16 protein-coding genes and 1 tRNA gene are annotated in these 23,355 nt (G+C 47.8%); 16 read left to right on the forward strand and 1 reads right to left on the reverse strand.

The features are described 5' to 3' along the window. Nucleotides 1–150 precede the first annotated feature (150 nt). Complete coding sequence (locus LI015_RS18940) at nt 151–918, reverse strand: creatininase family protein (RefSeq protein WP_227126023.1); 768 nt, start codon at nt 916–918, stop codon at nt 151–153. 268 nt (nt 919–1,186) lie between these two features. On the opposite strand from LI015_RS18940, the gene LI015_RS18945 reads away from it, so the two are divergent. The 16 genes from LI015_RS18945 (at nt 1,187) to LI015_RS19020 (ending at nt 23,350) form a co-directional block, all read left to right on the forward strand. After that, on the forward strand, nt 1,187–1,888 hold the full coding sequence (locus LI015_RS18945) for a DUF5058 family protein (RefSeq protein WP_227126025.1): 702 nt from the start codon (nt 1,187–1,189) through the stop codon (nt 1,886–1,888). Nucleotides 1,889–1,904: 16 nt separating this feature from the next. Further along, nucleotides 1,905–2,633 carry a hypothetical protein gene (locus LI015_RS18950; protein WP_195631582.1) on the forward strand — a complete coding sequence of 243 codons (729 nt, stop codon included), beginning with the start codon at nt 1,905–1,907 and terminating at the stop codon, nt 2,631–2,633. A gap of 156 nt (nt 2,634–2,789) precedes the next feature. Continuing rightward, complete coding sequence (locus LI015_RS18955) at nt 2,790–3,335, forward strand: rhomboid family intramembrane serine protease (RefSeq protein WP_002591579.1); 546 nt, start codon at nt 2,790–2,792, stop codon at nt 3,333–3,335. A 38-nt stretch (nt 3,336–3,373) separates the two neighbouring features. Further along, nucleotides 3,374–4,804, forward strand: coding sequence for a PucR family transcriptional regulator (locus LI015_RS18960; RefSeq protein ID WP_002567191.1), 1,431 nt, complete (start codon nt 3,374–3,376; stop codon nt 4,802–4,804). 136 nt (nt 4,805–4,940) lie between these two features. Further along, complete coding sequence (locus tag LI015_RS18965; RefSeq protein WP_002567192.1) at nt 4,941–5,099, forward strand: hypothetical protein; 159 nt, start codon at nt 4,941–4,943, stop codon at nt 5,097–5,099. Between the two features lie 42 nt (nt 5,100–5,141). Then, complete coding sequence (locus LI015_RS18970; protein WP_002567193.1) at nt 5,142–6,650, forward strand: sodium/proline symporter; 1,509 nt, start codon at nt 5,142–5,144, stop codon at nt 6,648–6,650. 33 nt (nt 6,651–6,683) lie between these two features. Continuing rightward, nucleotides 6,684–7,982 (forward strand): glycine/sarcosine/betaine reductase component B subunit, encoded by a 1,299-nt coding sequence (locus LI015_RS18975; RefSeq protein ID WP_227126027.1) that lies wholly within the window; start codon nt 6,684–6,686, stop codon nt 7,980–7,982. A 28-nt stretch (nt 7,983–8,010) separates the two neighbouring features. Continuing rightward, nucleotides 8,011–9,294, forward strand: coding sequence for a glycine/betaine/sarcosine/D-proline family reductase selenoprotein B (locus LI015_RS18980; protein WP_227126049.1), 1,284 nt, complete (start codon nt 8,011–8,013; stop codon nt 9,292–9,294). 302 nt (nt 9,295–9,596) lie between these two features. After that, nucleotides 9,597–10,010: a GntR family transcriptional regulator gene (locus tag LI015_RS18985; protein ID WP_002567196.1), complete on the forward strand. Its 414-nt coding sequence runs from the start codon at nt 9,597–9,599 to the stop codon at nt 10,008–10,010. 121 nt (nt 10,011–10,131) lie between these two features. Continuing rightward, entirely contained in the window at nt 10,132–10,749 is a 618-nt protein-coding gene (locus tag LI015_RS18990) for a UvrB/UvrC motif-containing protein (RefSeq protein WP_002567197.1), read from the forward strand. Further along, a complete protein-coding gene (locus LI015_RS18995) occupies nt 10,742–11,776 on the forward strand; it encodes an ATP--guanido phosphotransferase (protein ID WP_227126029.1) in 1,035 nt (344 codons plus the stop codon). The genes LI015_RS18990 and LI015_RS18995 overlap by 8 nt, the downstream gene beginning before the upstream one ends. A gap of 53 nt (nt 11,777–11,829) precedes the next feature. Beyond that, nucleotides 11,830–14,439, forward strand: coding sequence for an ATP-dependent Clp protease ATP-binding subunit (locus tag LI015_RS19000; RefSeq protein ID WP_227126031.1), 2,610 nt, complete (start codon nt 11,830–11,832; stop codon nt 14,437–14,439). A 118-nt stretch (nt 14,440–14,557) separates the two neighbouring features. After that, complete coding sequence (locus LI015_RS19005; protein ID WP_002567200.1) at nt 14,558–14,974, forward strand: hypothetical protein; 417 nt, start codon at nt 14,558–14,560, stop codon at nt 14,972–14,974. 89 nt (nt 14,975–15,063) lie between these two features. Further along, on the forward strand, nt 15,064–16,452 hold the full coding sequence (radA, locus tag LI015_RS19010) for a DNA repair protein RadA (RefSeq protein ID WP_002573498.1): 1,389 nt from the start codon (nt 15,064–15,066) through the stop codon (nt 16,450–16,452). A 181-nt stretch (nt 16,453–16,633) separates the two neighbouring features. Continuing rightward, a tRNA-Trp gene (locus LI015_RS19015) sits at nt 16,634–16,704 on the forward strand. Nucleotides 16,705–16,903: 199 nt separating this feature from the next. Then, nucleotides 16,904–23,350, forward strand: coding sequence for a doubled motif LPXTG anchor domain-containing protein (locus tag LI015_RS19020; RefSeq protein WP_227126033.1), 6,447 nt, complete (start codon nt 16,904–16,906; stop codon nt 23,348–23,350). The last annotated feature ends 5 nt before the right edge of the window (nt 23,351–23,355 follow it).

Below are 23,355 nucleotides of genomic sequence, written 5' to 3' on the forward strand. Positions count from 1 at the left end.
TGATGCCGCAGAGCATTGCCTGGTCAATGGCTGCCTGTGCCTTATCACGGCCAATCCGGTTCCTGTCACCGGAAAAGGCCGGCAGCCGGAGGCTGCCCGGCCCAGGAACCGAAATATTCTTATTTTCTGCTTATCTGAAATCAGAACCCATCATACAGGGACACTCCATAGTCTTTCGTCGGAGAGTACTTCCACAAGGCGTTTGCAGTAAGCGTCCGCCAGGGCAATCCCCTTTTCTTTGGAGGCAGCACAGCTTTCTCCCATAATTCCGTTTTCAGTGTGGCTTTCCATGTAATGGAAGGTGGAGAGGGCGCCGCAGCCCTCGTAATCGCTGCATCCACCAGGATTCCCGCTCAGGTTAGTGTAGCTGGTATCCACCAATGATTCATCATAGGACAGTATCAGGGAAGTCTCAACCTCTCCGGAATGAATCATATAGTTCTGTTTGTCCAGGAAAGGCGATTCATCAACCCCAGCCGTATATGGAACGTTGTATACAGGGAATCCCAGCTCCTGGTTAATATCAATTAATGCCACATCAATAGGCGCGGTATTTCCGCCGTGTCCGTTTATAATGGCAATTTTCCAGAACCCCTGGACCGCGATTGCCCTGCACTGCTCCTTTAGAACCTGTATAAAGGTTCCCGGTGTAAGACTGAGACTTCCGGAAAAATGCATGTGGTGCATGGAATTGGCAATGACAAAGGCAGGAGCAATCACAACAGGAATCCCTTTATCCCACATCTCTTTTGCCGCGCGCTCAGCAATCCACTGGGCCAGTATGGTGTCTGTAGCCACGGGAAGATGGGGGCCGTGCTGTTCAACAGCCCCCATTGGTATCATCACCACAGCATTCTTTTCAGCAAGCTTTTTCAGCTCCGGCGCACGAAGCTGTTCCCACAATAATTGGTTTTTCATATGATTATCCTCTCTTTGCTTATAATATATTGCGTAATATATGTATTTCAATTGCTATATGTATTTCAATTGCCATATGGATTTAAAGGGGCTATGGAACTAAATTGCTACAATAAGTATTGCATGTGAAAAAGATTATGTCAACGTGAACTGTTTCACAAATATAAGAGAAAATAATGGACTTTTTTACATTGTTGTATTCATTCAAAAAAACTATAATATTCCTATATTTATAGATTTTTTATTACTTCTGGAGGAGGGTTTTCACATGCCAAGGGAAATTCAGCAACTTGTCAACAGCCCTATGTTATGGATGATTACACTTATGTCCATTGCACTGGTATTAGGTATGGCTGCCTATTTTCTGGTTAAAAGCATCAAGGTGGCTAAAAGTATTGGGGTTACAAAGGAACAAATCAGCATAACGGTTAAGACGGCAGGCATATCTGCGGTGGCTCCTTCCGTAGTCATTGCAGTGGGCATGATATCCCTGCTGATTATGGTAGGGGCGCCCACAGCCCTGCTGCGGCTTTCGGTTGTGGGAAATGTGGGGTATGAACTGCAGTCTGTGGGAATTGCGGCAGATGCGTTTGGGACAACTGCAAGCGCAGCCACATTGACGCCAGGTATATTTCAGACAACCGTATTCCTGATGGCATTCGGCTGTATCGGATATCTTGTTATCCCGGCCCTTCTCTGTACTAAGATGGATAAGGTGATCCGGAAAATCAGCGGTAAGGACGCAACCGTGGCAACTATTATTTCAACTGCAGCGATTCTGGGCTGCTACGCATATGTGGATGCCCCTTACATACTGAAAATGGATGCGTCCACAGTGGCGCTGGCGGGGGGATTCGCGGTAATGCTTCTGCTGCAGGCCATACAGAAAAGGACAAGGAAAAAATGGCTTCTGGAATGGGGACTGTTAATTTCCATGGCTGCCGGTATGTGTTTGGGATTATTCGTATAGAGCGGAGGAGGGAAGGATGAAAAACGAAAAGGCGGAAAACCAAAAGATGGAGGATGTATATAATAAAGAATATCTGCCCTCAATTGTGAGGGTTGGACGGTTTGTATTATTGGCAAGCACATTATTTTTCTTTGCTCCATTTTTATATACCTGGATTGGATGGGGGGTCACGCCGGATTGGCCGGCTATCGTAAAGGGCACTTTTGCCTGGCTGCTGATTAACCTTCCGTGGTGGATATCGGAGCCGGTGGCTTATTTCCCGGTACAGGGCGTCACAGGCATGCTTCTCTGCTCACTGGCGGGAAATGCATCCAATATGCGTATGCCCTGCGCCATAACAGCCCAGAAAGCAGCCGGGGTGGACCCGGGGACCCAAAAAGGTTCGCTGATTTCCACCATTGCCATCTCCATAACATGCTTTGTCAGCATTGGTATACTGGCTGTAGCGGTCTTTGCGGGGCAGGCTGCATTAAGCCGGCTTCCGGCGTCTGTATCCAATGGACTGAGCCTTCTGCTCCCGGCGCTGTTCGGGTGTATCTTTGCCCAATTTTTGTCTGGAAATGAAAAAAGCGGCGCCTTTTCCATCCTGACAGCACTTGGAGTACTGCTTCTTTATAAAAAAGGCTTTTTAAGCGCCATCCCGGCGGACGGAGGAAGTATTATTGTCATGCTTGTGCCGATATTGGGAACCATGGCCTTTGCCTATGCCACGGCGAAAAAGAAAGGAAAAGAACCGGTTATTTAATAATATAGCAATGCATATGAGAATAAATATGCATTGCTATATTTTTGTTTTGAAATATTATATAATGGAGTAAATTAGACGCTGCCCTGGGCTGCCTTTGGCGCAGAAGCCGGAACAGGTGCAGACCAGCAGATTGGATTTTGCGGAGGTGCAAAGATGTACACAAGAAATGTATGGATTATTATGTGGGGGACAATATATCTTGCATCTTTTAAAGCAGATTGCTTTCACTTATTATCAAACAAAGGAACCAATATCATCGAAAACCAATATTACCGATTTTTTACCGGTTTATTAGTGCATGTGAATTGTTTTCATTTAATTATTAATGCAGCAGCATTATACTGGGTTTTGTATTTCTTAGATGGGAAAATAAATGAAATCAAATTAATGATTTTTTCATTGGTGACAGGTTCCTTAACAAATATGATTTTTTCAATGCTTTATCCAAATAGCCAGAGTATAGGAGGTTCACCGGTGGTTTTTAGTTTAATTGCTTTAATGGCAGTTCTTCAAGTGGTGAGGAAAGATTTGCCTGGGTTTAACCTCAATACAGCATACGGGCAATGGATTGCAGGCTATGCCATCTTAAGTAATATTCCAGTATTTTCTAAAAACAGTTCAACGTTGGTTATTCATTCAATCGCATTTTCTGTGGCTTTTATATTAGGGATTATAGGAATGAAAATAAATCTTATTTAGCTGCACAACGATTGGGTTACGAACAGGAGAGGGGATTTATGGACATCAGAATTCTATTGGAAGTGTTGGATACCAGACAAAATCAGTACAAATATACCGGCCCCATGGAAGGGCAGGTATATGGGGTCCAGGTACAGAACGGCTCTTATTCTTATTTGGAGGGGATGCTGTATGTTCAGCCGTCCCTTACCCATCCCCGCCCGCCTAAAAATACCTGTGTCATTGCGGGGGAAACAGATCTTTATGAGGTGCTGCAGAAGATACTTCTGAATTATAACCGCAAGGAGTCCCTGCTCATTAAGATGCAGGACAAGTTAACCGCATTCCGCTCATCGGAGACAGACATGATTTCGGGGGTCATGGATAATCCGTGTATCCTGCTGCGGGAGGATTATAAACCGCTGGTATGGAATGGGTTTGATGGGGAAGATGAATTTTTGTGGATTGCCAGCATTGATTTTAAGGCAGTGTCTAAAAAGGGACAGCATTTGAATATATGTTATCAGGAGTGTTCCGATGAAATCCCGTATCCATTGATGATTGTCCATTATACCAATCCCAGAGGGAAAAAGCGGTATTGTGTGCTGGCCGAAAGGAATACCAGGTTTGACCGGGTGACGGATCCCATTTTTCTAAAGAAAATCTGTAATATCCTGCAGTGCTATACATTTACCAACAATGGCATCGTACAGCCAATCTCGCGGCTGGACGAGCTGTTGGAGGGGATGATCCGAAGAATTCCCGCCCAGCCGGAACTGATGCTCAATGAGCTGTTAAAAGCAGGATGGGTGGAAAAGGAAAAATATTATGTGCTGCTGATTGATGTGAGCCTGGGCAAGACAAAGGTCAACGACGTGGGGGAACTGTCAAAGAGACTGAACGCCAGGGTGTTCAGCCACGAAAATTACTACGTGTGTCTGCTGACAGGCACTTGTGCGGAGGAGTATGATTCCAGGACCCAGCTGGGAATAGAGGATTTTCTGGTGGAACGGAATTTTTATGCGGGGTTGAGCTACGGATTTTTTAATATTGTGAATATTTCCATTGGATATAAGCAGTCGGTGGAGGCAATCAGGGTGCTGTTTAACACGTTAAACGGAGTACATTATTACGCGTTTGCGGACAGCATTGTGACGTATCTTGTGAAAACCAGTGTGAACTGCGGAGAATTTACCATGGAAAGCCTGTGCCATCCCAGCGTGTATAAGATTTTTGAGTATGATAAGAAGTATGGGAGTGATTACATGAACTTCCTGCGAATCTATATCTATTCCGGTGGAAGTGTGAAAAGAACGGCAGAGGCGCTCTTTATGCATAAGAATACGGTTTACCAGAAGATTGAAAAATTAAAGGAATTTTTCCACGTGGATGTCAACGATTTGTATGCCTATGTTAAATTATACGTCTCCCTGGTCATCCTCGAACAGATGCCCATATATGATTCAAACGACTTCCTGAAGTGGATGTAAAAAAGACTTTTTTTGGGCTTTTTAAATGTATTTTTTTCCATATATACAAAAACATAATAATTGTAAAATATCTATAGATAAATTCGATAGCACAATTTGTCTATAGATATTTTTTTTCATGGAAAGGAGGTTGACTATGGGACCGTTGGGACTGCCCTGGGGGACGTTTCTTATGTTTGCATCTGCTGTAATCGGATGTCCTCTCATAACTGAATTGATTCTCCGCTCTAAATGGTGGAAGAAGAAATCAGATTACTACTGGTCATTTAACCAGACAGATGATGAGGAGGAATGACCAAAAAGAGAACATGACATTGTTTTTGGAGAGGAGGATTTCATGAAAATAGGTTGGCTTCAGATTATCATGGCCGTCATATATATGGGGATATTAATTGGCGTCGGTCTTTATATGAGCCGGAAAGTAAAATCATCAGATGATTTCTGGATTGGGGGAAGACAGGTAGGGCCTGTGGCGACAGCTCTTTCTTACGGGGCTGCCTATGTCAGCACGGTCGCAATCATCGGGGACCCGCCCATGTATTATAACTACGGCCTTGGATATGCTGCGTTTGAGATTATGATAAGCGTTTTTTTCTGCTGTATCCTGATCTTTATTGTGTTTGCACCGAAGATGCGGGCGCTTTCAGAGAGATTAAATGTCGTGTCCCTCTCAGGTTTCCTGGCTATCCGGTATAAGTCCAACCAGTTCAGGCTGCTGTGCGGAACCCTTGTGTCGGTTATGATGGTGCCGTATGCAATCTCAGCCATGAAGGGCATTGCAGACGCCATGCATGCCATTGTGGGGATTCCTTATGCCATGGGAGTGGTGGTCATTGCCGTGGTATCCTTCTGCTACCTGGTAACCGCCGGATACTGGGGTGTTTCCACCACGGATATCATTCAGGGAATCACCATTGCAGTATCCTGCCTTCTGGTGGCGGTAATCGTCATCACAAAAAGCGGCGGGGTGACAGCGGCTGTGACGTACATGGGTTCGGTATCCCCCTCGCATATACAGCCGTCTTCAGGACTGACATTCGCGCAGCTGTTCAGCTGGGCAGGAGTTTGGGCGCTGATTGCGTTTGGACAGCCCCAGCTTGTGACAAAGTTCATGGGGCTGAGGGATTCCAGAACCGTGGGAACCGTGATAAGGGTTGCGGTTGTATGGGAAATTATATTCATGGTTTCCATTGCCATGATTGGCGCCGCGGCATTTAAGCTTTTTAGGGCAGTGCCCTTTGACAATGTGGACGCCATTGTTCCCACCCTGGTGGCAGAACATACCAATGCAGTTGTGTCAGGGATATTTCTCTGCGGGATACTGGCCGCCGGTCTTTCCACCACAGTGGCCCTGGTACTGACATCTTCCGGCGCAGTGACCAAGGATATTTACGAAGATTATTACTGCGCCAGGAGCAATGCAAAGCAGGATTCCGGTAAATCCGTCAGAATATCCAGGATTGCCACGGGCATCATTCTTGTGGTGGTGGTAATCGGCTCCATTTATCCGCCTGATTTTATCTGGTCACTGTCAACCATGTCTGCAGGCGTTATGGGAGCCGCCTTTACGGCTCCGCTGGTTTTGGGGCTCTACTGGAAAAGGGCAACAAGACAGGGATGCATGGCGGGTATTATCGGAGGGTCTGCTGTCTCTATTATCTGGTATTTTGCAGGACTTACCAGCGTGGTGCATTCCTTTGTCCCGGGTACGGCGGTGTCGTTCCTGCTTATGGTACTGGTCTCCCTCTGTACGCCAAGGATGGAGGAGGAACATCTGGATGTGTTCTTTGAGCCGGGGTGCAGTAAAAATAAAATTCAGGCGGCAATTGCTGCCGGCAGCAAATAATCAATGAAGCAAAGATAAGAGAGGTGCAATATTGTGAAAAAACTGGAAATTGGAAATTTTCTCGTCAGGGATATTGTCTTTGGAGAAAAGACAGCTTATGAAGGCGGGATCCTCACTGTGAACAGGGAGGAGGCAACAAAGGCCATCAACCCTCTGGGGAAGCTTAAAAACATTGAACTTCACATCGTCCATCCCGGAGACAGTGTGAGAATCTGCCCTGTGAAGGGTGCGGTGGAGCCGAGATTCAGGCCGGACGGAAGGGCCCTTTTTCCCGGATATACGGGACCTGTCACAAGCTGCGGGGAGGGGACGCTTCATGCCATGAAGGGAATTGCCGTGCTGGTCTGCGGCCGTTACAGCAGCATGGGGGACGGCATACTGGACATGAGCGGTCCCGGAGCAGATTACAGCTATCATTCCACCACCACAAACCTTGTGATTTTTGCGGAAAGGACGAATGAGAAGGAACTGGATTATACGCTGAGAGAGGAGGACGAGTTCCGCATATCTGCCCATTATATGGCAGAGTATCTGGGAAAGACGCTGGCCGGCAGGGAACCGGACCGGTGGGAGTGCTATGACCTGGATGAAGGCTCACAGCAGGCGCAGGAAAAGAAGCTTCCCAGGGTGGGTTACGTGATGACGGTAATCAGCCAGCTGGCAAAGGGCATCAATGATTTGTTTCTGGGCCGGGACTGCAATAATATGATGCCGCTGCTGGTCCATCCCCAGGAGATTCTGGACGGATTCCTGCTGGGAGGCATGGGGCTGGCCGGGCAGGCCCTTACCACATATGATGCCCAGAACCATCCCATGATTAAGCGGCTCTGCCAGGAACATGGAAAGACCATTGATTTTGCGGGGGTTATCCTGTCACCTGCCGATGTGTCGGACAGCATGAAACTGCGCAATGCCATCAGCGCTGCACAGATAGCGGAATGCCTGAAATTAGACGGAGCCTTTGTGCAGGAGTGGGGCGGCGGAAGCAATGTTGATGTGGATACCTTTTATCTGTTAAGCCATCTGGAGGACAAAGGCATTAAAACCGTGGGAATCATGGATGAGCATATCGGGAAGGTGTATACAGACCCAAAAGCCGACGCAATCGTGTCCGTGGGGGAGACCTCAACCATCATTGAGCTACCGCCCATGGATAAGGTTATAGGTGACGATGAGTCCCTGGTCAGGGATTATTACTACGGCGCCTGGTCCACCCATACAACCCTGGGGCCGAGCCTGAGACCGGACCATTCCGTCATTATCAATACATATGCGCTGGCATGCGGCGGCAATCCGGCGGCACAGCTGAAACGGGCTGTAAAAGAATATTAAGGAGGGACTAGCAGTGAAACGAATAGTCATGTATATAAACCAGTTTTTCGGCGGCATAGGAGGCGAGGACAAGGCCGGCTATGAGCCTTCCGTTGAGGAGGGACCGGTGGGTCCGGGAAATGTGATTTTGTCCTGTTTAAAGGATGCAGAGATAACACACACCATCATATGCGGCGATAACTTCATGACCGGCCACAGAGACGAGGCAATTGAAAGAATGGATCAGTTTCTGGAGGGAATCGAATTTGACCTGTTCCTGGCCGGACCCGCGTTCCAGTCAGGGCGCTACGGTATGAGCTGCGGTGAAATCTGCAAATACATAACGGAAAAATATCATGTGACAGCCATTACCAGCATGAATGAGGAAAATCCAGGCGTGGCCGCCTATGCAAAAACACCGGATGTCTATATCATGCGCGGCAGCAAAAGCGCGGTCAGAATGCGTCAGGACGCGTCGGCAATGGCAGGATTGGCAGCCAAGGTGCTGTCAGGAGAAGAAATCCTTTGGGCTGAGGCGGAAGGCTATTTTCCCCACGGCGTAAGGGTCAGCGTCAAGAGCGAGGAGGCGCCCGCTGACAGGGCGGTAAGGATGATGCTGTCAAAACTACAGGGCCAGCCTTTTAAGACAGAGTTTCCCATTGAACAGGAGGACACGGTTGTTCCGGCAGCCCCTGTGGATGCAGGAAGAGCAAAAATCGCAGTCATCACCACGGGAAGCCTGGTGCCTGTAGGAAATCCGGACAGGATTCCTTCCGGTTCAGCCTCTGTCTGGAAGCGGTATGACATCAGGAGATTGGAAGCATTTAAGAAAAATGAGTTCTACAGTGTCCACGGCGGCTTCAGCACAAATAACGTAAATGAAGATCCGGAGGTACTGGTACCACTTACGGCATTAAAAGAAGCGGAGAGGGAGGGGAAAATCGGAAAGCTGGATGATTACTACTACGTGACAACCGGCAATCTTACGATTTTAAAGGAGGCCAGGAAAATGGGCCGTGAAATCGTGGAGCAGCTTAAAATGGACGGCATCCAGGCAGCTATCCTGGTTGCCACATGAGGAAGCTGTACGCGTTGCGGTGCAACGATGGTTAATGAAATGGAGAAGTCCGGCATACCAACAGCACTTATCACCAACATGACGGCTGTGGCAAGGAGCATTGGAAGCTCCAGAGTTATTCCGGGAATCGCGATTAATAATCCATGCAGTGATATTGACCTGCCTATGGAGGAACAGCTTAAAATGCGCAGAAATTATATTGACAGGGCGCTGAAGGCGGTATCTGCGGAGGTTTCGGGCCAGGAGTTTTTCTAAAGCCCATCCGTAAACTCCTTTAAAAATTAAAAAAGGTTTTCCGGGCAGATTCATTGAAAAACATCCCAGGATTAAGAAAGGAGCGTCAGGCGGCGCTCTTTTTTTAGCGCTTGTCTTTAACGCTGATTTTTGGAATTGGCTTTTGGGCAAAGGGGGCGGGAGGTTACAAGGGAGGGGGAAATGTCACAGATTTCCGCTTGACGAAATCATGTTCCCTTGCTATGATAATACTAACAAGTGTTATATTGCTTGTAGAACAAATATAACTTTCCTTGTTACACAAAACGAAAGATGGTGGTTTTATGTTCTTGAAGATTGATTTCAACAGTGATGAAGCAATCTATATACAGCTGCGCAACCAGATTATCATGGGGATTGCCACGGACATGATACGGGAGGGGGACACTCTGCCCTCTGTCCGTCAAATGGCTGATTATATCGGCATCAACATGCATACAGTTAATAAGGCATATTCTGTGCTTCGCCAGGAAGGGTTTGTAAAGCTGGATCGGCGCAAGGGCGCTGTAGTCAGCCTGGACGTGGATAAGATTCAGGCCATTGACGACATGCGGGGAGACCTGGATGTGGTACTGGCCTGGGGTATCTGTAAGAATATAAGCCGTGATGAAATCCATCATCTGGTGGATGAGATTTATGATAAATACACCCGCGGGTGTATGGGGACAAATGACGGCCAGGGGACCGGGGAAGGTTAGAAACTGCCGGAACATGAGCGGCGGCTGTCCGCCTGTATATTCAGACATGTTCTGTAATAAGGCCAGAACCGTGATGTGCAGAAAGCACGGGTACGTTTCTGGATGTCAATGGAGGATTCGTATGTTATGTGAAAGATGTAAAATCCGGGAAGCCACGATCAAATACACTGAGATAATCAATGGCGTAAAAACGGAACATAACCTTTGCTCTCACTGTGCGAAGGAGATGGATTTCGGCCAGTACTCCGCCCTCCTGGATGGGGAGTTTCCACTGGGGAAGCTTCTTTCCGGCCTTCTGGGTCTGGAGGATGACGAGGAGGAGACCGATGTGAGGGGAAATGTAGTCTGCCCCACCTGCGGCACCAGCTTCGAGGATTTTGTGGAGAACAGCCGGTTCGGATGCGCTGACTGTTATGGCGTATTTGATTTGTTTATCAAAGATAAGATGAAGCAGCTTCAGGGAAGCGAGAGCCATAAGGGCAAGCATCCCAAATACAGAAGTACATTTGAAAAGGAGCACCCGGAGGCCTCAGGGGGCTCTGGGGAGGAAACAAAAGAGAACACAGACTGTCTGGCAGAGGCCGGTTCCCAGGATTCCCAGACCGCTGTGGTCAGAAAGCAGATTAGGGAGTTAGACTCCAAGCTAAAGGAGGCAGTGCGCCAGGAGGATTATGAACTGGCGGCCAGTTACCGGGACCAGATTAAAGAACTGAAAAAGGAGGCTGGAATCCATGAGTAAATGGTTTGAGGAAATAGACAGCAAAAACTCCAACGTGATATACAGCCGCGTCCGTCTGGCCAGGAACTGGGATGAATATGTGTTTCCCTCCAGGATGACCGCTGCCCAGTGCGGCGAGATGGTGGAACGCCTCAGGGAGGGACTTAAAGGACTTAAGGACCAGGATGGCCGGGATTTAAGCTACAGCCAGCTGAACCAGATGCAGGAGCTGGAGAAGATGGCTCTCAGGGAGCGCAGAATCCTTAACATGGCCTGTGTCAGCAGGAAGGAGCCGTCTGGACTGCTGCTGTCAGCTGATGAGTCGGGCAGTATTGTCCTGGGCGGAGATGATCACATCCGCATGCAGATACTGTCCCCCGGACTCAAACTGGATGAGCTGTGGCAGAAGGCGGATGTTCTGGATGATTATGTTAATGAACGGTTTTCCTATGCTTTTGACGAAAAGTACGGGTATCTCACCTCCTTCCCCACCAATGTGGGTACAGGACTGCGTGCCTGCGCGGTGCTTCACCTGCCCACCCTATCCCAGGTGCGCAAGTTCCAGAGCATTGTGGCGGATATGAGCCGGTTCGGGACTGCTATCCGCGGCCTGTACGGAGAAGGAAGCGACAACTATGGAAGCCTTTATGAGGTATCCAACCAGCGGACCCTGGGACAGTCCGAAAAGGAGATCGTGGAATTGGTTACAAAGGCAGCGGCCCAGCTCAACAACCAGGAAATGCGGGTCAGGAGCGCTACCCTTAATACCCAGCGCCTGGAGCGGGAGGATGAGGCATATAAGTCCTACGGTGTCTTAAAGTACGCCAGGAAGATAACGGAGAAGGATGCCAGGATATTCATTTCCCAGCTCATGGCAGGGGAAGAGGATGGACTGATGAAATTTAATGAGGAATGCTCCCTTTACAGCCTGATTATAGGAATTAAGCCGGCCAACTTAAATCTTTGGGCCAAACGGCCTTTGGATAAGGATGAGCTGGACGCTGTGAGGGCAGCTTATATAAGGCAGAACCTGCCTGAGATAATCTAGCTCAGCCATGGGCAGAGCCGGATTTAACACACTTGCAAGGAGGACATGACATTATGATGGAACGATATACACCGCAGGCCCAGGAAGCGCTTGGGCTGGCAGTGGGTGTGGCGGAGACACTGAACCATGGTTACGTGGGAACAGAGCATCTGCTCATTGGCCTGCTGCAGGAAGGGACCGGAGTGGCGGCCAAGGTACTGGAGGAAAACGGGGTGGAGGAAGACCGCGTCATTGAACTGGTTAGCCAGCTCATTGCCCCCAACCCAACGGTACAGACCGCGGACAGGACGGCCTATACCCCCAGGGCCCGCCGGGTCATAGAGAACAGCTACAGGGAGGCTGTCCGTTTTAAGGCAGCCCAGATAGGAACAGAGCACATTTTGATTGCCATGCTGAGGGAAGGGGACTGCGTGGCCAGCCGTCTTCTCAACACCATCGGGGTCAATATACAGAAGCTCTACATCGACCTGCTGGCAGCCATGGGTGAGGACGCTCCTGCCGCCAAGGATGACCTTCAGGGAGCCAGGGCCGGAAAGCGGGGCAATGCCACACCTACCCTGGACAGCTACAGCAGGAACCTGACCCAGCTGGCCACAGCGGGAAAACTGGACCCTGTCATAGGAAGAGAGCAGGAGATCCAGCGCGTGATACAGATACTGAGCCGCCGTACTAAGAACAATCCGTGTCTGATTGGCGAACCCGGCGTGGGCAAAACAGCCGTGGTAGAGGGACTGGCCCAGATGATTGCGTCCGGCAATGTGCCTGAAACCATAGCAGACAAAAGGGTAGTGACTTTGGACCTGTCCGGTATGGTGGCAGGATCCAAATACAGGGGAGAATTCGAGGAGCGTATTAAAAAGGTCATCTCCGAAGTGGTGGAATCCGGCGATGTGCTGCTGTTTATTGATGAAATACACACCATCATCGGAGCAGGCGGGGCCGAGGGCGCACTGGATGCATCCAATATATTAAAACCGTCCCTGGCCAGAGGTGAGATTCAGCTCATTGGAGCCACTACCATCAATGAGTACCGCAAGTATATAGAGAAGGATTCTGCCCTGGAACGCCGTTTCCAGCCGGTAACCGTGGATGAGCCTACAGAGGATGAGTCCGTAGCCATACTTAAGGGGCTCAGAAGCCGTTATGAGGAGCATCACAAAGTAGAGATAACAGACCATGCACTGGAGGCAGCGGTGAAGCTGTCCAGCCGTTATATTAACGACAGGTTCCTGCCGGATAAGGCTATCGACCTCATTGACGAGGCCGCTTCCAAGGTACGTCTCCAGAACTACACGAAGCCAGCTAAGATTAAGGATTACGAGGCTGAGATTGATGGTCTGGAGGAAGCCAAGGAGGAGGCCATCAAGAGGGAAGCCTACGAGAAGGCCGGAGAGATAAAGAAGAAACAGGAAAAGATACGGGAAAAGATAGCCCAGACCATGGAAAAGTGGCAGAAGGACAAGGAGAGCAAAAAGCTTATTGTCAGCGACAATGAAATCGCGGACGTGGTGTCCGGCTGGACCAGGATTCCGGTCAGGAAGCTGGCTGAGGAGGAATCAGAGCGTCTGAGGAACCTGGAAGGCATCCTGCACCAGAGGGTGGTGGGACAGGAGGAGGCGGTAACAGCCATTTCAAAGGCCATCCGCAGAGGCAGGGTGGGCCTTAAGGACCCCAAACGCCCCATTGGCTCCTTCCTGTTCCTGGGCCCCACAGGCGTGGGAAAGACGGAGCTGTCAAAGGCATTGTCAGAGGCCATGTTCGGTACGGAAAATGCCCTGATTCGCGTGGATATGTCCGAATATATGGAGAAGCACAGCGTGTCCAAGATGATAGGCTCACCGCCAGGATATGTGGGATATGACGAGGGCGGTCAGCTCAGCGAAAAAGTCCGCCGCAATCCCTACTGTGTCATTCTTTTTGACGAGATAGAAAAGGCCCATCCGGATGTGTTCAACATTTTGCTGCAGGTTTTGGACGACGGTCATATCACAGATGCCCAGGGACGCAAGATAGACTTTAAGAATACCATTATCATCATGACTTCCAATGCAGGGGCGGAGAATATCATTTCACCCAAACGCCTGGGATTCGGCATGGTAAGCGATGCCAAGGCAGATTATAATTTCATGAAGGACCGTGTTATGGATGAGGTGAAACGCCTCTTTAAGCCTGAGTTCCTAAACCGTATTGACGAGATTATCGTGTTCCATCAGCTGACAAGGGAGCATATAAAGGGAATCGCGGATATCATGCTGGGCACCATCGGCAAACGCTGCAAGGAACAGCTGGGCATAGGGCTTGAGGTAACGGACAGCGCCAGAGAGCACCTGATTGATAAGGGATATGACGATAAATACGGGGCAAGGCCTCTGAGGCGCACCATCCAGAACCTGGTGGAGGACCGGATGGCTGAGGAGATGCTGGATGGCCGCATCAAAGCCGGATCCCTGGTGGAAGTGGGATTTGACGGGGAAAAGCTTACCTTTAGCGTGAAAGCAAAGACAGCCAGGCCAAAGGCGGCCGCCAAACCAGCCAACAAACCAGCCGCCAAACCAGCCTCAGCCGGGGAAGGTTCTGAGGATAAGAGCAAGGCGGCGGGGAGCAAAAGCAGGGCCGGACGCGTCTCCGGTAAGAAGAAGGAGACCCCGGCGCCCAAGGCTTAACAGCATCTGTAGCAGTTTATACAAATTAAGAATATTTTCACTAGTTATTTCTCGGTGATTGTTGTATAATTTTTATGAAGAGGTTATACTTAAGCACAATTAGCAGGAGGATAAGAAGATGCCGGTCATTGAAGAGTTAATCTGCATAGAGCAGGATGGCACCATTAGTTTTGGCAATTACAAGTTAGGACAGAAGGCTAAGAAGTCCGATTTCGAATATCAGGGAGACATGTACAAGGTCAAGACCTACAACGAGATTACCAAACTGGAGCGCAATGACATGTTTGTTTATGAATCTGTACCCGGAACAGCTGCAGAGCATTTCAAGGTTACGGATGAGGACGTGGAATTCGCGGTGGAAGGCAGCAGGGATGCACAGATTACCATACAGCTTGAGAACGATACGGATTACGAGGTTTACGTTGACGGTGCAGCCGTAGGCAGCATGAAGACTAACATGAGCGGCAAGCTCAGCGTAAGCGTGGAACTGGAAGAAGGGGTATCGGTTCAGGTTAAGGCTGTAAAGAGAGCATAAAACTTAAGTATCATACAGGCTGGAAGCGATTCCAGCCTTTTTCTGTCAAGTTTTTTAAATATTGATTCCATAAATATGAGGAGGCTATCATGGCAAAAGCGAGAACCACCGCATTTTTCTGTAAGGAATGCGGATATGAATCATCCAAATGGATGGGGCAGTGTCCTGCCTGCAAGGCCTGGAATTCCATGGTGGAGGAACCGGTATCAAAACCGTCAGGCAGCCAGGGCGGGTTAGGGCGCCTGGCTTCGGGGAGCCAGAAATCCCCGGTTCCGGCAGCCAGACCATCTCTTCTGTCAGAGATTGACATAGAGGAGCAGGACCGTATATCCACTGGCTTTGGAGAACTGGACCGGGTGCTGGGAGACGGAATCGTGGCCGGCTCCCTGGTGCTGGTGGGGGGAGACCCGGGTATCGGAAAATCCACCCTTTTGCTTCAGGTATGCCGGAATCTGGCGGGCGCAGGCCAGCGGGTTCTGTACATATCAGGGGAGGAATCCTTAAAACAGATTAAGATGAGGGCAAACCGTATCGGTCCGGTAACCGGGGAATTAAAATTCCTGTGTGAGACAAGCCTGGAGCATATTGAGAGGGCCATTGACACTGAGAATCCCCAGATTGCAGTCATTGACTCCATACAGACCATGTACAGGGAGGAGATATCCTCTGCTCCCGGAAGCGTCAGCCAGGTAAGGGAGTCCACAGGAATCCTGATGCAGATAGCAAAGAGCCGGGGAATCGCCATTTTTGTGGTGGGGCATGTGACAAAGGAAGGCGTGGTGGCAGGCCCCAGGGTACTGGAACATATGGTGGATACGGTACTCTATTTTGAGGGAGACAGGAATGCGTCCTACCGCATTCTGCGCAGTGTGAAAAACCGGTTTGGATCTACCAATGAGATAGGTGTATTTGAGATGCAGGAACAGGGGCTGGCAGAGGTGGAGAATCCCTCTGAATACATGCTGGACGGCCGGCCGGAGGAAGCCTCGGGCGCAGTGGTATCCTGTTCCTTTGAGGGCACCAGGCCCATCCTTTTAGAGGTACAGGCCCTGGTGACGGAAACGAATTTCGGTATGCCCAGGCGGACGGCGGCCGGTACGGATTACAACCGTGTGAACCTGCTGATGGCAGTGCTGGAGAAGCGCTGCCGCTATGAGATGTCGCGGCTGGATGCCTATGTGAATATAGCGGGAGGCATGAAGATGAACGAGCCAGCCCTGGATCTGGCCATTATCATGGCCCTTATGTCCAGCTACAAAGACCGGCCCGTGGATCCGAAAATGCTCATATTCGGGGAGGTGGGCTTGTCAGGAGAGGTCAGGGCCGTATCCCAGGCCAGCCAGCGTGTGAATGAGGCTGCCAAGCTGGGCTTTACCGCCTGTGTGCTGCCGAGCGTATGCGCGGATAAGATGAAGCCTGTGGAGGGCATACGTTTGATTGGGGTATCCAATGTGCGGGAGGCCATTGGAATCATGTAAAAGAGCCTGGGTTGGGATGGGAATTGGGATGGGAAGGGAGGGTCCGATGTCTGTAAAGAGGAGTTCCCTCCCGACCCGGGCCGGACCATTAGGACAGGAAAAATACTTTTTTGAAAAAACAGTTGACACTTTCTCAAACCTGTGGTATTCTAATTGAGGTTCAGAAATGCGCCAAACAAAAAGGGGAATAGTTCAATGGTAGAGCAGCGGTCTCCAAAACCGTAGATGGGGGTTCGAGCCCCTCTTCCCCTGCTGACTATTTTAACGAATAGCCCAACCCGAAGAGAGTCGAGGAATCTTATTTTATAAGGTTTCTGGGCTTTTTCTTTTGCATAATAAAGTCTGGCTTATGAATTTTAACAGAATTTGAATATGTAACCAAGATGTAACCGTTTAAGTGTATAATCGTACATATGTGTAGTACAGAATTGTAAATTGGAGGAAATCATTCGTGAATAAGAATAAATTAGTGAAAAGAACTTTGGCCATTGTACTATCAGCAGCAATGGTATTTACAAATATTGGCCATTCCCCGACTGTTGCGTATGCAGCCAGCGGAAACAGTGTGGACTTCATGGTATCAGGAACGGATTTTGTTGCTGCTATTGAAGACATGATTCATTCAGGAGCAGAGCCATTAAAACAAGAGGAGCTGGATTTTACCAATGGAAAAGCAGAAAAGTACTATCAGTTTTTCTTTGATGGGGAGGACCCGGTATATGAGTTCTATCCGGAATTTGATGGTCAGGATATGGAGGCAGAAGTAAGGGTTTTTGTCCGCCTTCCGGAAGCAGCGGATGATACATATTCCCTTACTGGTGAGGAAGAGATTATATTTCTATATATTAACAATAGTGAGGATACCATAAGCTGCTCAACAACAATCTTAATGTCAGATGGCAGTGAAAAGAGGACAAAAAGGGTTACAGTCAAGGACTATGAAACTGCGTTTGGTGATAACAGAATTGAGTATAAATCCAATACATCTGCCACGGGCCAGACAGAGGCTGAAATACCTGAATCCGATGCAGCAGAAATTGAGAAACCCGGAACAGATGCACCAATGGTGGAAACACCTGAAACCAGTATGGAAGAGTCCGGGGTGACAGAACCAGAGACAGGCTCTGGGATTCCTGACCAGGAAACAGAGGAAAAGGAAAACGAAGCTGTTGAGACGGATGAAGTGATAGAAGATACCAAGCCGGAAATCGTTGAAAAGTCAGAGCCAGAGACGCAGTCTCCTGATGTATCGGAAGAGGGAAAAACACAGGCTGATAGTCCCGTGGCTTCCCGTATCAGGCATGCAGTTCCTGTCGTGGCGGCAGTGGATACAGGAGAAGAGAATTCTACGATTGAACCCAGTGTTGATAAGCAGCAGGAGGATACAGAAACAAGTGGAACCCATGATGATTCAGAAAAACATAGTAATGATAAGGACAATGAAACTGTAGGCAACGTACCTAAGGAATCCTCTGCAGAGGCAGAGTCTGAAACGGAGTCATTGACAGAGGAAAGCGGGAAGCAGACAGAAGCGCCTGCCGATGAAACCGGAGAAGAAACAACTGCAGTTGAGTCATCTGAACCTGCAACAGATATTCAGACCCCTTCAGAGGAAAGCCGGACAGAGACATCTGAGGAGACTCAGACAGAGACATCCGAGGAGACTCAGCCAGTAGAATCAGAACCCGTCCAGGTTACGGAAACCCAGGAAAGCCAGATTTCGACAGAGACGGAAAGCATCCCGGTGAGTTCCATTGGTAATGGTGATCTTGTGGGGATGGACGGATGCAGCACTGCAAAGGCATATGTAACAACACTGAAGAAATTGAAAGTATTAGATGAGGTGGACGGATACCGTGTCACATATGAGATTACCCCCGAAGACAAGGCGGCAATTGTAGATAAGTGTGACAGGGTTAAAGCAGGAGAAAGCGTTACCTTTGGTGTAGAGGAACAAGAGGGTTTTCGTGTTGGGCAGGTAGAGGCAAATGGAGATGTGGTGGAATCCGCATACAGTGAGGAAAACATCGTGTGGTTTACTCTGGAGTATGTAGAGGAAGACTTGGAAATCCTTATAACGATGGTTCCGGATGGTACATCTATGCCTTTTAACAAAACGATCTCAATGGATGATGGTATGGATATTACCATATCCGCTTTGCCGGGTGTTCTTCCTGAAAATACGGAGGTTACAGCCGAAATTGTAACATCACAAGTTGAGGAGGCAATCAGGTCTGACCAGTCAGAAGAGGGACGGGAAATTATAGCTGCTCCTGCTTATGATATTAACCTGTGTCTGGATGGAGAAAAGCTGGATGATGAAATCTGGAACAGGAATGGTGCTGTTACGGTAAGTTTTTCAGGCCCTCTTATGGACCAACTGATTCAGGAGTCACAGATGGCCCAGGTTCTCTGGGTAAAGGATGAGGACAACAGCACAGAAGTAATGGAAGGCAGTTATAAGGATATTACCCGGGAGGGTACAACTGAAGATCTAAGTTTTGAAACCAGTCATTTTACGACGTTTGCTGCTGTCTTTGCTGTAGCGCCGGATATATCTAATGTATTTAATATTGATGAACATGGACTGATGGATAAGGATTTTCCTAAACTTGTTGTCCGGGATAAAGACGAAAATACACTTGATATTGAGATTACAGAACAGGAAGATGGGGCCAGGAGGGTTACCTTGAAAGATGGAAAACCTCTTCCAAGGAACATAAGCACCTGGTTTGAGATTTCCTACGATTTTAAGAATAGTTCAGACCCATTTTTTGAAACTTACAGTGTACAGAAGGGAGACCATTTTACATATCAGTTCCCGTCAAATATTTTATATGACAAAAAGCAGACTGTTGTAAAAGATATCAATGGAGGAGAAGCTGTCATTGGAACGGCATCCATCAATGCAGAGGGTTACATGGATGTTGAAATAACAGCTGAAAATGTAGGCCAGAATTATCGCGGCACGGCAGAAGCCGGTGGTAAACTGGATTTGGAAAAGGTTTTAGAGGAAAAAAATGAAATCACTCTGGTGGGTGACGAAGTGGAGTACATTATGGAACTGGTGCCGGCTCCGGTGCAGGAAAATTACTCTGTAAAAGTAGTCAAAGGACCCAAGAGCGGAAAGTGGACAGACCAGGATATCAGGTATGATGAGAATAGGCTTCCTTCAGCTTTGCAGTACCATGTAACCGTGACAGCTGATGCGCAGAACAGCGGCCCAATAACCAATGTAAAAGTAAGCGATACCTTGGGGAACACCAAAAACGGAACGATTGTATTTGACAAGACCCAGGAAATCAAATTTGAATCCAATAATCAGGATACTGTTATAGACAATGTTACTTTCGGCGGCATGAGCAATGGGGGAAAGACCATAGGTATCCAACTGAATACAAAGGATGGAATGCCGGCCTCTATGATGCCTGGAGAGTCTGTTAGTTTATCTTATTGGGTAAAGCTTGGAGCCGGTGCTTGGAGCGGTCAGAATACCGGGAATTCTTCAAAAGAGATGTCCGCATCCCTGTTTTTGGAACTTAAGAATACAGTTAATGTGACAGCGGATAAAAAAGTATCGGGCAGTGACAGCACTACATTTAAGAGGACCATAGAATGCGTTACCAAGAGTGGAATTGTACATTATAATTATGAGATAGATGGTAAGACTGAGCCGGTTGTCATTGAGTATCATGTTTTTGTAAATCCCAGGCTGATTAATATGACCGGATGGACGATTGAGGATAAGCTGGATAAAAATCAAAAGTATCTGGGAAATGTAGAAGTTATTGCTTATACTGGCAAAAATGGAACCTCACTTGGGAAAGTGGATGACATTGAACCAATAATTTCTAAGAATCCCCAAACATGGAAATATGTCATTGAAAATCCAGGAAAATATTACTATGATTTCAAATACTTTACCACTCCTAATGAAGCAACAGAAAGCAATCTCAGTAACGAAATAAAGATAACATGGCCAGGCGGAGGTTCTGGAGGCATAGGCGGAAGTACCGGTGTCGGATTCCTGTACAACACCTATACCATGACAAAGAAGAACTTAAGCAGCAACATGAAATCCAGCAATAACATTAATTCCGGCGGGGTATATGAGCCTGTCAATAATACAGCCGGAAATGTTGGGTGGGGGGATGAATTTGGCACAATCCGCTGGCAGAGCGTGCTTACCCCATATGCAGACGGGCAGACGAAAGGCGCCACGATTCCAGCGGGCACTGTCTATAAAGATTCTCTCAGCGTAATTAAGTGGGGAAATAAAAATAAGGAAGATGCTGCCCGTGCAAATATGCATACATTCAAGGATGATGGCAGCTTTAAGGCTTCCTTTGTTCTGAAAGACGGTAATGGCAGGGCTATATCTCCGGATGATGGGACCTATACATTATCATTTGATGAAAAACTTGGAAACCGTGGATTCAGCGTAGTGTTTTCAAAAGATGTCCCAGGACCGGTTGTCATTGAGTATGAGTCCTTCGTGGATTTAGAGATGTTGGAAAATGTGGGGGTTTTTGATAAAGACGGAACAAAAGATAATCTGCGGTTCAAAAATGTAGGTGAGATGACAATCAATGGGACAACATGGAAGAGCGCTACCTCTCAGCCATATTACATCGAAGATTATATTTCAAAGAACTGGGTAAAAAATGATACGAAAGCAGGCACCATCACATGGAATCTGAATATCAACAAGGGATATGGGAATGATGCACCCCAAAATCTGGGGCGTTTCACGGTTGATGTTATTGAGTATATACCGGAAGGACTAACTCTGGACCATATTAAATTCCAGAGCATGAACTATACGCTGAAACCAGAAAAGGGAGATTACGATATAGATGGAAATAAAGTGACCATCCACCTTAACACGGTTGCTAGAAACTTTTCTGGTTACAAGATGAGCAAACATATTAACCTAAACATCATAACCAAGGTTACAGATCCATCTATAAAGAGTTTTACAAACAGCGCCCAGATGGTTATTGATGGAAATATGCTTCATAAAGTATCAGCTACGACTGGTTTTGATAAGAGCTTCCTGAAAAAAGGAATGGCATACAGCCGCGACACGGCGCCGTATGCTGAATATACAATTCTGGTCAACCAGCCAGGGGCAGATATCAGCAATGGTACCCTGACCGTAATTGATACCTTAGGAGTACCCGGGAAAATGGCATATGTTCCGGACAGCTTTAAGGTAACAAATGCAGAAAACGGGACACCTATAGAAGAAGCGAATATCAGGGTGGGAAAAGACAGTTTTGGCAATGACAGTTTTGAGATTTCCAATCTTCCGAACAAAACGCCCATTAAGATTTTTTATAAGGTAATGATTACAGGAGCTATAAATGAAACCGTTGATACGAAGAACACAGCATCCCTGCTCTACAGCAGAGAAGGTATAATTACCGAAACCATTGAGCGCAGCGTCACTATTGTAAAAGCCGCCTTTACAGGAGGAGGAAAATTTTCTATAAAACTATACAAGGTGGATCAGAATAAACAGCCGCTGACAGGAGCTGCCTTTACGCTGAGCAAAGTATCAGAAGTGGGAAGCCCGGATTTAGAATATGTGGGAGAGTTTACCCCGGTAATTGATTCTGGGAATCCGCAGGCAGGCGCAGCAGTGCTGATAACGGGACTGGAGAAGGGGCAGCTGTATTATCTGGAGGAGACTACGGTGCCGGAAGGATATCAGAAGGCAGAAGGGGAGTATTTTATCATTCCGGATAGGGAGAATGGTATTGGGGTGCCGGATGGAGCGATAGCCATAGAAAATGCCGGAACACCTCATGTAGTAGAGAACATTAAGAATTCCGGTACATTAAAGCTGACCAAAGATGTAAACGGCAGGGAATCAGGCAGTGATTTTGAGACCGATTTCTACTTTACAGTCTATGGTGGAGACCGATACTACGATAGGGATGGATCCTACGCCGACCTGAGGACTGTAAAACTTCACTATGATTCCAGGATTGCTGATAACAGCCTCATACTGTCGCTGCCTATTGGAGAATATGTGGTGAAAGAAGTGGCAGACGCAGAGGGGACGCCTATTAACGGTGATAATTTCTATTATAATGTACAGATAAATGGTGAGGACAGGAATGAAGCGGTCATAGCTATTGAAAAAGAACAGCAGGCGGAATGTCTGGTAAAGAATCTATATGAAGCAGATGGAAATCTCCAATTCACTGCCATGAAGACAATGGAAGGAAGGCCTTTGGAAGAAGGGGAATTTACTTTCCGTATATACGAGGGAGACACGCTGAAAGCGGAAGCTCAAAATGGACTAAACGGAGTTATCCTGTTTCCGGAGATTAACTACAAAGCCAATGATGCGGGCAGACATACCTACACAATCATGGAACAGAAGGGTACATTGACAGGTGTTGACTATGATGATACTGTTTATACTGTGACGGTAGAGGTTACGGACAATCATGACAGAACAGTGAGTGCAGAAATAGTAAATATCCAGAGGTCTGATGGTGCTGAGGCAGAGGTGATACAGTTTAATAATGTTTACCATGAGAATCCAGAAACCACACCGGATCCGTCTCCAAATCCAAACCCAAACCCATCTCCTTCTCCGGGAGGGAGTACTGGAGGAGGCGGCGGTACTTCCAATACTGGGGGTGGACGGTACCAGCCTTCTGATGGCGGACCAGGAGTTACAATCAGTATTACCCCGGAAGAGGTTCCTATGGCTCAGATTCCCAGCCAACCAGACTCTCTGATTACGATTTTGGATGACGATGTACCGCTGGCACCACTGCCAAAGACAGGTGATATGTCAGTTGATCATTATATGCTGACTGTGATATCAATGTTACTGACAGGGATTTATCTAGCGTTGACGAAAAGAAAAAAGGAATGATTATT

The sequence above is a fragment of the Enterocloster sp. 210928-DFI.2.20 genome, assembly GCF_020554465.1.
GTDB lineage: Bacteria > Bacillota > Clostridia > Lachnospirales > Lachnospiraceae > Enterocloster > Enterocloster bolteae.

What these genes read in the sequence shown, in the direction of transcription:
- LI015_RS18990 (WP_002567197.1), top strand. Translation starts at nt 10,132, where the DNA reads ATGTTATGTGAAAGATGTAAAATCCGGGAAGCCACGATCAAATACACT.
- radA (WP_002573498.1), top strand. Translation starts at nt 15,064, where the DNA reads ATGGCAAAAGCGAGAACCACCGCATTTTTCTGTAAGGAATGCGGATAT.
- LI015_RS18955 (WP_002591579.1), top strand. Translation starts at nt 2,790, where the DNA reads ATGTACACAAGAAATGTATGGATTATTATGTGGGGGACAATATATCTT.
- LI015_RS18965 (WP_002567192.1), top strand. Translation starts at nt 4,941, where the DNA reads ATGGGACCGTTGGGACTGCCCTGGGGGACGTTTCTTATGTTTGCATCT.
- LI015_RS19005 (WP_002567200.1), top strand. Translation starts at nt 14,558, where the DNA reads ATGCCGGTCATTGAAGAGTTAATCTGCATAGAGCAGGATGGCACCATT.
- LI015_RS19000 (WP_227126031.1), top strand. Translation starts at nt 11,830, where the DNA reads ATGATGGAACGATATACACCGCAGGCCCAGGAAGCGCTTGGGCTGGCA.
- LI015_RS18950 (WP_195631582.1), top strand. Translation starts at nt 1,905, where the DNA reads ATGAAAAACGAAAAGGCGGAAAACCAAAAGATGGAGGATGTATATAAT.
- LI015_RS18995 (WP_227126029.1), top strand. Translation starts at nt 10,742, where the DNA reads ATGAGTAAATGGTTTGAGGAAATAGACAGCAAAAACTCCAACGTGATA.
- LI015_RS18940 (WP_227126023.1), bottom strand. Translation starts at nt 918, where the DNA reads ATGAAAAACCAATTATTGTGGGAACAGCTTCGTGCGCCGGAGCTGAAA.
- LI015_RS18945 (WP_227126025.1), top strand. Translation starts at nt 1,187, where the DNA reads ATGCCAAGGGAAATTCAGCAACTTGTCAACAGCCCTATGTTATGGATG.
- LI015_RS18970 (WP_002567193.1), top strand. Translation starts at nt 5,142, where the DNA reads ATGAAAATAGGTTGGCTTCAGATTATCATGGCCGTCATATATATGGGG.
- LI015_RS18960 (WP_002567191.1), top strand. Translation starts at nt 3,374, where the DNA reads ATGGACATCAGAATTCTATTGGAAGTGTTGGATACCAGACAAAATCAG.
- LI015_RS18985 (WP_002567196.1), top strand. Translation starts at nt 9,597, where the DNA reads ATGTTCTTGAAGATTGATTTCAACAGTGATGAAGCAATCTATATACAG.